Source organism: Streptomyces sp. NPDC030799, from assembly GCF_055572255.1.
Genome location: NZ_JBVIDS010000012.1, coordinates 109,730 through 121,961, shown reverse-complemented (window position 1 = coordinate 121,961; position 12,232 = coordinate 109,730). Strand labels below are relative to the sequence as shown.

The 12,232-nt window shown below is 73.3% G+C and carries 10 protein-coding genes; 5 read left to right on the top strand and 5 right to left on the bottom strand.

The window, feature by feature from the left end; genetic code table 11:
• Positions 1-93: 93 nt before the first annotated feature.
• Entirely contained in the window at positions 94-780 is a 687-nt protein-coding gene (gene pdxH / locus ACZ41I_RS28450) for a pyridoxamine 5'-phosphate oxidase (RefSeq protein WP_363213815.1), read from the top strand.
• Positions 781-803: 23 nt separating this feature from the next.
• On the opposite strand, the gene ACZ41I_RS28445 is transcribed toward pdxH, so the two are convergent.
• Together ACZ41I_RS28445 and ACZ41I_RS28440 are read right to left on the bottom strand one after the other, a co-directional pair.
• Positions 804-2,192 (bottom strand): PAS domain-containing protein, encoded by a 1,389-nt coding sequence (locus tag ACZ41I_RS28445; protein WP_468515415.1) that lies wholly within the window; start codon positions 2,190-2,192, stop codon positions 804-806.
• Positions 2,193-2,598: 406 nt separating this feature from the next.
• Complete coding sequence (locus tag ACZ41I_RS28440) at positions 2,599-3,354, bottom strand: SIS domain-containing protein (protein ID WP_363213817.1); 756 nt, start codon at positions 3,352-3,354, stop codon at positions 2,599-2,601.
• 285 nt (positions 3,355-3,639) lie between these two features.
• Between ACZ41I_RS28440 and ACZ41I_RS28435 the strand changes: the two genes are divergently transcribed.
• Positions 3,640-4,332 (top strand): metal-dependent transcriptional regulator, encoded by a 693-nt coding sequence (locus ACZ41I_RS28435; RefSeq protein WP_031169316.1) that lies wholly within the window; start codon positions 3,640-3,642, stop codon positions 4,330-4,332.
• A 315-nt stretch (positions 4,333-4,647) separates the two neighbouring features.
• Positions 4,648-5,535: an alpha/beta fold hydrolase gene (locus ACZ41I_RS28430; protein WP_468320453.1), complete on the top strand. Its 888-nt coding sequence runs from the start codon at positions 4,648-4,650 to the stop codon at positions 5,533-5,535.
• A 93-nt stretch (positions 5,536-5,628) separates the two neighbouring features.
• Here ACZ41I_RS28430 and ACZ41I_RS28425 read toward each other — a convergent pair whose 3' ends face one another.
• From ACZ41I_RS28425 to ACZ41I_RS28415, 3 genes are read right to left on the bottom strand one after another with little or no spacing between them, the layout of a single operon-like run.
• Positions 5,629-7,215 (bottom strand): transporter, encoded by a 1,587-nt coding sequence (locus ACZ41I_RS28425; RefSeq protein WP_468515414.1) that lies wholly within the window; start codon positions 7,213-7,215, stop codon positions 5,629-5,631.
• Positions 7,212-7,988: an ABC transporter ATP-binding protein gene (locus tag ACZ41I_RS28420; RefSeq protein ID WP_363213820.1), complete on the bottom strand. Its 777-nt coding sequence runs from the start codon at positions 7,986-7,988 to the stop codon at positions 7,212-7,214. Before ACZ41I_RS28420 ends, ACZ41I_RS28425 begins: the two co-directional genes overlap by 4 nt.
• A gap of 50 nt (positions 7,989-8,038) precedes the next feature.
• A complete protein-coding gene (locus ACZ41I_RS28415; RefSeq protein ID WP_399776196.1) occupies positions 8,039-8,704 on the bottom strand; it encodes a bifunctional DNA primase/polymerase in 666 nt (221 codons plus the stop codon).
• A gap of 265 nt (positions 8,705-8,969) precedes the next feature.
• Between ACZ41I_RS28415 and ACZ41I_RS28410 the strand changes: the two genes are divergently transcribed.
• Both ACZ41I_RS28410 and ACZ41I_RS28405 read left to right on the top strand, forming a co-directional pair.
• The gene (locus ACZ41I_RS28410) at positions 8,970-10,355 is read left to right on the top strand and encodes a transcriptional regulator (protein ID WP_399776194.1); all 1,386 of its coding nucleotides are present in this window, start codon (positions 8,970-8,972) and stop codon (positions 10,353-10,355) included.
• A 211-nt stretch (positions 10,356-10,566) separates the two neighbouring features.
• On the top strand, positions 10,567-12,219 hold the full coding sequence (locus tag ACZ41I_RS28405) for a hypothetical protein (RefSeq protein WP_468515413.1): 1,653 nt from the start codon (positions 10,567-10,569) through the stop codon (positions 12,217-12,219).
• Positions 12,220-12,232 lie beyond the last annotated feature (13 nt).

Sequence of the window (12,232 nt, the reverse complement as noted above, 5' to 3'; positions counted from 1 at the left end):
CCTTGGGGAGCCCGTACGACACTCAGTGCCAGCGCCGTCCGGTACCGCCGGACGGGACGCACGGCATGTCGGGACGTACGGCAAGATGACCGCGTGACCGACCGCGAACCCCTCCTGGACCCCCTCCTCGACCCCGCCGCCATGCGCAAGCAGTACCGGGCGGAGGGCCTCGCCGAACAGGATCTCGCCACCCACCCCATGGACCAGTTCGCCCGCTGGTTCGAGGACGCCGCCCGGGCGGCCCTGCACGGCACGGTCTACGAACCCAACGCGATGATCGTCTCCACCGCGGACGCGGCCGGCCGCCCCAGCTCGCGCACGGTCCTCATGAAGCAGTTCGACACCGAGGGCTTCGTCTTCTACACCAACTACGACTCCCGCAAGGCCCGCGACCTCGCCGAGAACCCGCACATCTGCCTGCTCTTCCCCTGGCACCCGCTCGCCCGCCAGGTCATCGTCACCGGCACCGCCCACCGCACCGGCCGCGACGAGACCACCGCCTACTTCCGCAGCCGCCCGCACGGCTCCCAGCTGGGCGCCTGGGCCAGCGCCCAGTCCTCGGTCATCGCCTCCCGCGCCGAACTGGACACCGCCTACGCCGACCTGGAAGCCCGCTACCCCGAGGACGAGCAGGTCCCCGTCCCCCCGCACTGGGGCGGCTACCGCATCACCCCGGAAACCATCGAGTTCTGGCAGGGCCGCGAAAACCGCCTCCACGACCGCCTGCGGTACGTCCTTCAGCCCGACGGCCGCTGGAAGGTGGAACGCCTCAGCCCCTGAACGGCACCGGGCCACCCGGAGGCCTACGTGTCCCGCACCGCCTCCGCCAGATCCAGCGCCGCCGCGATACGGACCGCCACATCCTCCGCGTAGGCCGTGTCGGACCGCTCGAAGCGGCTGCGGCCCGCGCCGCGCAGGAACGTCACCACCCCCAGCGTCCGCCCCCGGCTGCGCAGCACCGCGCACAGCGCGTGCACCGCGTCACCCGGCCACTGCCGGGCCAGCGCCCACTCCCGTGCCCGCTCCGCCGGGACCGACCCCGCGTCCGCACGCACGGCCCCGGCCCGCTCCACGCACTGCAGCGCCGGATGACCCGCCTCGTACCGCACGGGCAGCCCGGCCGCACCCGTCAGCAGGCTCGGCCCCGGCGCTCCGGCGGGCGTCGCGGCGAGCCGCACCAGCCGTACCGCCGCCTCCTCGTCCGCCGAACGCGGGGAAGGCGCCGTACGGTCGATCAACGCGTGATCGGCGAAGCCCGCGAGGGCGAAGTCCAGGTGGACGACGGCCGCCTCGGCCGGATCCTCGCACTCGGCGGCGGCACGTGCGGCCCGGTGCAACTGGTTCGTCCGGAACCGCAGCAGAGCCGCCTCCTGCTCGCCCTGCTTTGCCTCCGTGACGTCCTGGAACAGCCAGCCGACACCCAGCGGCACCGGCTCCTCCGCGAGCGGCGAGGCCAGCCGCACGAACCCGTTCCGCCAGCAGCGCCGCTCCTCGCTCTGCGCACCGCGCACGGTCACCCACATCTCGGCGGGCGCGGGCGGCGCGCCCTCGGCCAGCACATGGGTGAGCGCGGCCTCCAGCTCCTCCACGCCCTGCGCGAGCAGCTCGCCGAGCGGCCTGCCCAGCGCGGACGTACGCCCGATCCCGAGGGCACGGGCCGCGTGCGCGTTGACGACGGCCGGGCGCAGATCGGCGTCGATCAGTACGACCCCCCAGGCCGCGTCCTCGAACAGCGCCTCGCTCAGCGCGATCGACCGCTCCAGATCGATCTGCGCATGCACCTCGCTGAACGCGCAGTACACCCCGGCCGGCTTCCCCTCGGGCCCGCGCACGGCGGCGGACTGCGTCCGTACGAGCACCCGCCCGCCGTCCTTGGTGACCAGCGCGAACTCATGCACCTGCCGCCCGGGCGCGTGCATCGCGGACATCAGCCGGGCCTGCACCTCCTCGGCGTCCGCACTGCGCACCGCCCACCCGGCGAACCCGTGCCGCCCGACCGCCTCGGCGGCCGTCCAGCCGAGGATCCGCTCGGCCTCCCGGTTCCAGTGCGTGACGACCCCGTCCGCGTCGAAGGCACACAGTGCCGCGTCCATGCCGTCGAGCAGCGCGGCGAGCAGATCGGAGCCCCCGGACTCACCGGGCTCGTCCGGCCCCAGCTCATCGGTGGTCCCACTCCGCCGGGAAGCACTCACCTGGACCCCCTGGAGGCTGCGTTACGTCCGGCCTTCATTCAACTGGAACGTGACCCAGCCCACATCCTGTTCCCGCAAGATTGAGGGAGTCAATGCGCACCGGAAAAAGGGGTTGAGCGCCTCCCGTCGGCTTCCTAGGGTGTGGGGTACACGAGAAGGGAGGTGGTTCGGCAGATGTATGAATACCGGACGCGTGAGGTGGCTGCGGGCTAGCGGTCCGCCACCACATCCAGTGCGGTGCCGGACCAGCACGTGACAGGCGTGCAGCCGGCCCAATCCCAAGCAGTCCACCCGACCCGCGAGCTCGCCGGTACGTCCGGCCGGCTTCTCCGCCGAGAGGCGGAGGACCCGAGCTCGCGGGTCGTCTGCGTTTCGGGTCGTCTGCGCTTCAGGGGGCGTCCGCGTCTCAGCGCCGGTAGAAGATCCGGTCGCCGTACTCCCGCAGCACGCGGCTGTTCCACTCGTGGCCGCCGTCGACGTTGCCGGAGCGCAGGAGCGGGGGTTCGATGCCGCGGTCGGCGAGGGTGGCGGCGGTGGTCGCCATGACGGCCTGCATCAGGGCGCTGGTGACGACCGTGGAGGCGGGGGCGAAGGGTGCGGGGATGGTGTCGAGGGTGAGTTCCGCGTCGCCCACCGCGATCTTGGAGTCCAGGACGACGTCGCAGTGGTCCTTGAGGAAGGTGCCGGAGCCGTGCCGGGAGGTGGTCCGTGCGGCGTAGGCGACGGAGGTGACGCCGATGACCTTGACGCCGAGCGCGCGGGCGCGGGCGGCCATCTCCACGGGCAGGGCGTTGCGGCCGGAGAGGGAGATGATCACGAGGGCGTCGCCGGAGCGGAGGGGGGAGGTGTCGAGGACGGCGCTCGCCAGTCCGTCGACGCGTTCGAGGGCGGAGCCGAGGGTGGCCGGGGTGACGTCGACGCCGACGACGCCGGGGACGGCGAGCAGGTTCATCAGGGCGAGGCCGCCCGCCCGGTAGACGACGTCCTGGGCGGCCAGCGAGGAGTGGCCGGCGCCGAAGGCGAACAGGCGTCCTCCGGCGGCGACGGTGTCGGCCAGCAGGGTGGCGGCCTCGGTGATCGGCCCGGCCTCCTCCTCGCGGACCCGTTGCAGCAGGGTGATGGCGGCGTCGAAGAACAGGTCGGCAGGCGTGCCGTCGCTCATGCGGTGCCCCTTCGCGGCGTCTGTGTCGCGGATCACCGTGCGGTCTGGACCAGTGCGGTGTCAATACGGCCCGGGTCGCCGGGCACCGGTGTCACTCCGTTGCCCCTGGGGGCGTGGGAAACTGCGCGAGCAGCCGGCGCGGACCCGCACCCGGCAGTGGACCCATACCCCCGCGGCGGCCCCCCGTTTCCCCGGCGGCCCCCGGATGTCAGTGGGATCCGGCAGAATTGGTGCCAGGGCCAGCGCACGCGCCGGGCTGCCGGCAGAGGTAATCGAGGGGCACGTATGTCCGGACTGATCGACACCACGGAGATGTATCTCCGCACCATCCTCGAACTCGAAGAGGAAGGCGTCGTGCCCATGCGCGCCCGCATCGCGGAGCGGCTCGACCAGAGCGGGCCGACGGTGAGCCAGACGGTCGCGCGGATGGAGCGCGACGGCCTGGTGTCCGTGGCCAGCGACCGGCATCTGGAGCTGACCGACGAGGGCAGGAGGCTCGCCACGCGCGTGATGCGCAAGCACCGGCTGGCCGAGTGTCTCCTCGTCGATGTGATCGGCCTGGAGTGGGAGCAGGTGCACGCGGAGGCCTGCCGCTGGGAGCACGTGATGAGCGAGGCCGTCGAGCGGCGCGTGCTGGAGCTGCTGCGGCACCCGACCGAGTCGCCGTACGGCAACCCGATCCCGGGCCTGGAGGAGCTGGGCGAGAAGGACGGCGCCGATCCGTTCCTGGACGAGAGCATGGTCTCGCTGGCCGACCTGGATCCGGGCACGGACGGCAAGACGGTCGTCGTGCGCCGTATCGGCGAGCCGATCCAGACGGACGCGCAGCTGATGTACACGCTGCGGCGCGCGGGTGTGCAGCCCGGTTCCGTGGTGAGCGTGACGGAGTCGGCCGGCGGTGTGCTGGTGGGCAGCGGTGGCGAGGCGGCCGAGCTGGAGGCGGACGTCGCCTCGCACGTGTTCGTCGCCAAGCGCTGAGCAGGGGCAAGGCCCCGGCGCCTGGTGGCGCCGGGGCCTGTCCTCCCCTGTGCTGACCCGGAGCCCCGAGCTCTCAGGGTCATCCCCCTCGGACCGTTTTTCCCCGAGCGGTCCGCCTCCCGCCAGAAAAGATCCCCTGGGCGGCGGCGATCATTCCTTGAGGGGTGTCACTCGAATGAGGGGTGTTGTCCGCAGGGGCAGATCTTTCGAATGGGCATTCGATAGTCTGCGGCGGCAGTACGACAGCGACAGCAGCGAGTACGAGTACGGCAGTACACCGGTACGAGGCAGGCGGAGCTGGGGGGTGCCAGGCCCATGGCGCGGCGCATGGACGTGAGGGGGGCGGGCGGTGTGCGCCTGGCCGCCTGGGAGTTCGCCGACCCGCCCAAGACGGGACTCGACGGGGCGCACGGCGGGCCGGACCCCGAGCCCGGCGGTCCGGGTGTGCTGTTACTTCACGGCCTGATGGGCCGAGCCTCCCACTGGGCCTCGACCGCCCGCTGGCTCGCCGCTCGCCACCGCGCCGTCGCCCTGGACCAGCGCGGCCACGGCCAGAGCGAGAAGCCCCCGCAGGCCGCCTACACCCGCGAGGCCTACGTCGAGGACGCCGAGGCCGCGATCGAGCAGCTCGGCCTCGCCCCCGCGCTTCTCGTCGGCCACGCCATGGGTGCGCTGACCGCCTGGCAGCTCGCGGCGAAGCGACCCGAACTGGTCCGGGGCCTGATCATCTGCGACATGCGGGCCTCCGCGTTGGGGGCCGCCTCGCAGCGGGAGTGGGCGGACTGGTTCAGGGCCTGGCCCGTGCCCTTCGCCACGCTCGCCGATGTACGCAAGTGGTTCGGTGAGGACGATCCCTGGGTGGAGCGGCCGAGCCCGGCCCGCGGCGCCTTCTACTCCGAGGTCATGCACGAGTCCGCGGATGGCTGGCGCCCGGTGTTCGAGCCGGAGCAGATGCTGCGGACCCGGGAGAGCTGGGTGTACGACGCGCACTGGGAGGAGCTCGCTCAGGTGCGGTGCCCGACGCTGGTGGTGCGGGGTGTGGACGGGGAGCTGGGGCGGGCGGAGGCGCAGGAGATGGTGCGGGTGCTTCCGGCGGGGGAGTACGCGGAGGTTTCCGATGCCGGGCATCTTGCGCACTATGAACTGCCGTCGGCCTGGCGGGGAGCTGTGCAGCCGTTCATTGACCGGGTGCTCGGGGAGTGAGCGCCTTCTCGTCCGCCGAGTGGGTGTCTCGTCGGCGGCTGCGGGTTGTATGCGGTTGTTCGCGCAGTTCCCCGCGCCCCTTGGGTGAGTCCCCTACCCCTTGCTGACAGCCGTCAGGATCTCCGGCAGCCGTGCTGCCGTTCTCGGGGCTGCCAGGTGCAGGCCCGCGAGCGTCAGACCGGTGCCGTACGCGGCCCCCGCCGGGAGCAGCAGCCACCCCCACGCCTCCCCGCCCCGGCTCACGTGGAGCCAGATGGTGAGGGTGAGGACGGGGGAGCAGAGCAGGGCCGCTGCGACCATGCCGCCGAAGATGGAGATCCAGGCGAGGCCCGCCTGACCCGGGGCGACATTCTTGTGGCCCTCCTGGGGGATGGAGTACGGGAAGCGCGCCGAGGTCCAGGCGCCGGTCGCGAGCATCGCCCCGAGCAGCGCGAAGGACAGGCCGAGGACCTCCGGCAGCCGCGCCCAGGCGCCCAGCAGCGCTGTGGTCAGCACGGTGACGAGCGCCGCGTACGGCAGGGTGACCAGCAGCAGGGCCAGGGCACGGCCGCGCAGTTCGGCGTGGGCGTCCCGGGGTGAGGAGATGGTCGCGGCCACCATCCAGAACGCGGAGGTGTCCTGCCCGAACTGGTTGTACATCTGGATGCCGAGCATCCCGGCCGCGAAGCACGCGAAGTAGACCGATCCGGTGCCCTGCACGGCGTTGAACACCGGCACGATCAGCCCGATCGCCAGCGCGGTGACCCAGGCGGCCTTGGTCTTCGGATCCCGCCAGAGGTAGCGCAGGCTGCGTTCCATGACCGTGCCCGTGCGGCCCTGCGGCAGCAGCCGGCCGAGTCCGGCGGCCGAGCGGCTGCGGCCCCCGGTGTCGGCCGGCTGCAGCGTGGACGCGTCGGGCGCGGTCATCAGCCGGGTGAGGCTCCGCGCCCACCCGGCGATCAGCACGGCCAGCCCGGCTGCCGTGACGGCGAGTCGGGCGAGCGCGATGCCGTACGCGCCCTCGCTCGCCGCGCGCACCGCCGCCACCGCCGAAGCGGGCGGCACCCAGGACAGCACCTCCGCGACCGGCTGCAGGGGCCGCAGCCCCGCCGAACCCAGCTGCCGTGCCCCGAAATTGACCAGCTGTGCCCCGACCGCGATCACCAGCCCGCTCAGGACGGCCAGATCGCGGCCCTTCCTGCTGCTCAGCAGCCGTGCGTTGGCCGTGGCGACGGTCCGGGCCAGTGCCACGCAGACCAGCAGGGCGAGCGCGACGGCGACGACGGCGCACAGCCAGCCCGCCGCGCCGTGCGCCAGGGACAGCGCGCAGCCCGCGAGGACCAGCAGGGTGAACAGCGGGCCGGTGCCGACCAGGGAGGCCGCAAGCAGCGCCCGGACCAGCGGCCCCGGGCGCAGCGGAAGCAGCACCAGCCGGGTCGGGTCCAGCGTCTCGTCGCCGGTCGGGAAGACCAGCGGCAGCACCGCCCAGCCCAGCGCCAGTACGGCCGTACCCGGTACGGCGACGGCGTCGGCGTGCGCGTGTCCGCGCAGCGTGAGCAGCCCCAGCAGTTGCAGCAGAGCGAACAGGACCGTGACGACCGCCGAGGCGACGAACGCGGCCCGCCGGCCCCCGGACTGCCGCAGCCCGTTCCGCAGCAGCGACAGTTTCAGCCGCACGAGGGTGGAGGTCAGGCTCGTCATCGGGCCGCCCCGCCGCCCAGCCAGTCCAGATCGGACCCGGTGTCCCGGCCGCCGGCCCCGACCAGTTCCAGGAACGCCCCCTGGAGCGTCGGATGCGCGCCGCGCACCTCGGTCAGCGGGCCGGTCGCGCGGATCCGTCCGGCCGCCAGCACGGCCACCCAGTCGCACAGCGACTCGACGAGCTCCATGACGTGGGAGGAGAAGACGACGGTTGCTCCGGAGGCGGTGTAGCGCTCCAGGACGCCCCGGATGGTCTGCGCGGACACCGGGTCGACGCCCTCGAACGGTTCGTCGAGGAAGAGCACGTCGGGATTGTGCAGCAGGGCTGCGGCGAGCCCGATTTTCTTGCGCATGCCGGTCGAGTAGTCGACGACGAGCTTGTGCTGGGCCCCGGCCAGGTCGAGGACGTCCAGCAGCTGGGTGGCCCGCTTGTCGACCTCGCCCCCCGGCAGCCCGCGCAGCCGCCCCGCGTACCCGAGCAACTCCCGCCCCGACAGCCGCTCGAACAGCCTCAGCCCCTCGGGAAGGACGCCGATCCTCGCCTTGACGGCCACGGGGTCCCGCCACACGTCATGACCGACGACTTCGACGGTGCCGCCGTCGGGTCGCAGCAACCCGGTCACCATGGACAAGGTGGTGGTCTTCCCGGCCCCGTTCGGCCCGACCAGCCCGATGAACTTCCCGGCGGGCAGGTCGAGATCGATCCCGCCGACGGCAACCTGCTGCCCGAACTGCTTCCAGAGCCCTCGGACGCGTACTGCGGCTTCGGTCATGCACGAAGGCTAGCGGCGGGGGCATTCCCTCAGGGGCGCGGGGAACTGCGCTACCGGTCCCGGCCGCAGGCGTAGGCCAGCGGCGAGATCAACTCCTCCGCGTCCGGCAACCACCGATTCGCCGGCGTGGGCCGACAAGCCCACTGCACGGCCCCACGGGACCCGAACCGGGTCGGCGGAGCGGCCACGTACGCCCCCTCGCCCAGGGCGACCAGATCCAGGGACGGAAGCGACCACCCCAACTTCCGTACCAGCTCCGGCACCTTCGCCGACGCCCCCGGCAGTACGAAGAAGTTCATCCGCCGGTCGGGAGACAGAGTCACCGGCCCCAGCGTCAACTCCATCCGCTCCATACGGGCGAGAGCCAGAAACCCCGCACTCTCCGGGACGGACAGCGCGTCGAACGTCCGCCCCGTCGGCAGCAGGATCGACGCCGTCGGCTGCTTCTGCCACATCCGGCGGGCGACGGTCGCGCTGCCGGTCGCCTGCGTCGCCCAGTCGGGGCGCGCGGGGTGCGCACCCGGCGCAGGGCAGGAGGCATCGCTGCACGAGCAGCGCTGCTGGCCGGCGACCGCTTCCAGCCAGGTGCCCGGGAACACGTCCCAGTGCCGTTCCTCGGCGTAGCGTACGGCGGTCTCCAGCAGCGACTCCCTGCGTTGCTGCGGAATCTGACCGGCAATCTGAGTGTTCTGGGCGCCCGCGATCGTCTCTTCCACGTCCCTCTCAACTCCCGCGCCCACCTGGAGTTACGGCTGGACCGCGCGCCGGGGTGGAGCATCGATTCCGCAGTCGGGGCGCATGGGTGCACAGCCGGGGGCGCGCAGGAGGAAGCACGGCGGGAGCTGGGTAGCCAGGGAGGGGGTTGGCAGCTGTCGTTACCCCGGCAAACCGCACATGTCGCGCATTGACGGTATGTCAGCTGGGCAGTGATCTTTCCGGAACGGGTCACACCCAGGGGATCGCAACCGCAGGGGGTAGTGCATGGCCGCAAGGCCTCTCGTGGCGAGGCAGCCCAACGAACGGCTGCAGGCGCTCATCCAGGAAGCGGGGTGCTCGAACGCCGGGCTGGCCCGGCGGGTCAACATGTGCGGCGCCGAGCACGGCCTCGACCTGCGCTACGACAAGACGTCCGTGGCCCGCTGGCTGCGCGGTCAGCAGCCGCGGGGCCGGGCCCCGGCGATCATCGCGGAGGCGCTCGGCCGCAAGCTCGGCCGTACGGTCACGATCGACGAGATCGGCATGGCCAATGGCAAGAACCTCGCCTCGGGGGTCGGTCTCCAGTTCTCGCCGACGGTACTGGGGGCCATCGAGCAGGTCTGCGAGCTGTGGCGCAGCGACGTGGGGCGCCGGGACTTCCTGTCCGGCTCCTCCGTCGCCGCCTCCGCGCTGGTCGAGCCCAGCCGCGACTGGCTGATCTCGGCGCCGGACGCCCAGGTGGCCCGGCAGGCCGGCCCACGGGTGGGGCAGGCCGACGTGGCGGCCGTACGGTCCATGACCCAGGCGCTGACCGATCTCGACCACCAGTACGGCAGCGGCCATGTCCGTCCGGTCGTCGTGCACTACCTCAACAGCGTCGTCTCCGGGCTGCTCGCGGGCTCGTACCGGGAGACGGTCGGGCGGGACCTGTTCGCGGCCGTGTCCCGGCTGACCGAACTGGCGGGCTACATGGCGGTGGACACCGGGCAACCGGGGCTGGCCCAGCGGTACTACATCCAGTCGCTGCGGCTCGCGCAGGCCGCGGGGGACCGCGGGTACGGCGGTTACGTCCTGGCCGCGTCCATGAGCCACCTCGCCGCGCAGCTCGGGAACCCGCGGGAGATCTCCCAGCTGGCGCGGGCGGCGCAGGAGGGGGCGCGGGGGCAGGTGACCCCGCGCGTGGAGGCGATGTTCCACGCGGCCGAGGCGCGCGGGCACGCCCTGCTCGGTGACGTACGCGCGGCGCAGGCGTCCATCGGGCGGGCGGTGACGGCGATGGAGCAGGCCGACGACTCCTCCGACGACGACCCGGTGTGGATCCGGCACTTCGACGAGGCGTACCTGGCCGACGAGCTGGCGCACTGCCACCGCGATCTCGGACAGGCCGAGCAGGCGGCCCGGTGCGCCGAGCAGTCGCTGAACGGGCACCCCGAGACCCGGGTCCGCCGGCGTGCCATCGGTCATGTGCTGCTCGCCACGGCCCAGGTGCAGCAGCGTGAGATCGAACAGGCCTGCAGCACGGGCCTGAAGGCGGTGGAGCTCCTGGAGTCGCTGCGTTCCAACCGGGGCGCGGAGTATCTGGAGGATCTGCAGCAGCGCCTGGAACCCTTCCGGGAGGAGGCGGTGGTACGGGAGTTCGGGGCGCGCCTCGATCTCCAGCAGGCGGCGTGAACACCGGCCCCGCGGTTGCGTGAACGCACGGCGAACGGCACCCGGCGGCGCACGGGGTGCCGCACGGTGCGCCATGCACAGCGCACCGCGGGACGGTTGTGTTACCGCTGTCACAGGGAAGAAGATCGCGTCCTGAGCTGCGTGGCACCCGGCTCGGGGGACCCGGTAGCGTGAGCCCGATTCACAAGGTCCCCCATTGGTAGGAGTCCCGGTGACGCAGAGTGGACGGGGCGAGGAGCCCTCGGCGCAGCACGCGCGCGAAGGCATCGTGCTGCCCTCCGACGGAGGCGAGCCCTTGCTGCCCGGCATGACCGGCGCGCCCGCCCCCGCCGCCCCGACCGGCGGTCAGGCCTGGGGCGGCTCCTGGGGGCCCGGGCAGCAGGCGCCCCAGCAGGGCCAGGGCTGGCCCCCCGCGGCGGCCCAGCAGTGGCACGTCCAGGACGCCCCGAACACCCAGCTCCCGGCCGCGAACCCCGGCCCGCTGCCCCCGGAGGGCGCCCCGGCCCCGTCGTACGGCGGCCGGCCGCCGGCGTACGACCACCCCGGCGCCCAGGGCGGCGGCTACGGCGCCCCCGAGCCGTACCAGCAGCACCAGATCCAGCAGCCGAACCAGCCGCACGCGCATCCGCCGGCCGCCGCCGCGCCGCTCCCGCCGGCCGTGCCGGACGCCCATCCGGCCGCCGGTGCCCCGCTGCCCCCGACGGCCGACGGCGCCACCCAGTACATCCCGCCGGTCCAGGCCGCCCCCGCCGACGAGGGCGCGACGCAGTACATACCTCCCGTACCGGCGGCCCCCGCCGAGGGCGCCACCCAGTACCTGCCGCCGGTGCCGGCCGCGGCGGACGACGGCGCGACCCAGTACATCCCGCCGGTCGCCCCCGGCGCGCTGCCGCCCGAGTCGGCCGGCGAGGAGACGCGGTACCTCGGCCGGACCCCCGCGCACCAGGCGCCGGCGCCCGCGCCGTCCGACTCGGAGGCCACCCAGTACATCCCGCCGTACGCCGCACAGGCGCAGGCGCAGGGCGTCGACCGGCAGCCGCCGGCCGAGTTCGACAACCTCTTCCGCGGCGGCCCGGCGGGCGGTGACGGCCCGGCCGGGTCCACCCAGCAGTTGCCGCGCGTCCAGCGGCCGGACGCCCACTCCGGCCCGGCGCAGCCGTCGTACGGCGCGCAGCAGCCCTCGTACGGCGCCCCCCAGCCGTCGTACGACCCCGACTACGACGACGACCGGCCCCGCGGCCGCTCGCGGGTGCCGCTGATCGCCGCCGTCGGTGTCGGCATCGTCGTCATCGGTGTGGGCGCCGGCGTGCTGCTCAGCGGCGGCGGCAAGGACCAGGGCAGTGACGGCAAGACGGTCGCGGCCGCCTCGCCGGCCCCCGGCCAGGACTCCTCCTCGCCCGCCGCCGACCCGGCCCGCCAGCAGGCGGTCGAGCTGGACAAGCTGCTCGCCGACAGCGGCAGCAGCCGCGCCTCGGTGATCAACGCGGTGGCCGACGTCAAGAACTGCGACAACCTCGACCAGGCCGCCTCCGACCTGCGTGCCGCGGCCGGGCAACGGGGCGGGCTGGTCACCCGGCTCGGCAAGCTGAGCGTCGACAAGCTGCCGGCCAGCGGTGAGCTCACGGCCGCGCTGACCAAGGCCTGGCAGGCGTCCGCGGCGGCCGACAACCACTACGCGGCCTGGGCCGGTCAGGCCAAGGGACACAAGGTCTGCCGCAAGGGCCACGCCCGCGTCACGGACGAGACCCGGGCCGGCAACCGGGAGAGCGGCATCGCCAGCGTGCAGAAGGCGAAGGCGGCGGGGCTGTGGAACACGATCGCGCGGAAGTACGGCCTGACCCAGCGCCAGCCCACCCAGCTGTGACCCGGGCGACCCC

Bases quoted from the DNA above. Each gene is read 5' to 3' on its own strand.
- ACZ41I_RS28440 (WP_363213817.1), bottom strand. From the start codon at position 3,354: ATGAGCGACGGCACGCCTGCCGACCTGTTCTTCGACGCCGCCATCACC.
- ACZ41I_RS28435 (WP_031169316.1), top strand. From the start codon at position 3,640: ATGTCCGGACTGATCGACACCACGGAGATGTATCTCCGCACCATCCTC.
- ACZ41I_RS28430 (WP_468320453.1), top strand. From the start codon at position 4,648: ATGGCGCGGCGCATGGACGTGAGGGGGGCGGGCGGTGTGCGCCTGGCC.
- ACZ41I_RS28425 (WP_468515414.1), bottom strand. From the start codon at position 7,215: ATGACGAGCCTGACCTCCACCCTCGTGCGGCTGAAACTGTCGCTGCTG.
- ACZ41I_RS28420 (WP_363213820.1), bottom strand. From the start codon at position 7,988: ATGACCGAAGCCGCAGTACGCGTCCGAGGGCTCTGGAAGCAGTTCGGG.
- ACZ41I_RS28410 (WP_399776194.1), top strand. From the start codon at position 8,970: ATGGCCGCAAGGCCTCTCGTGGCGAGGCAGCCCAACGAACGGCTGCAG.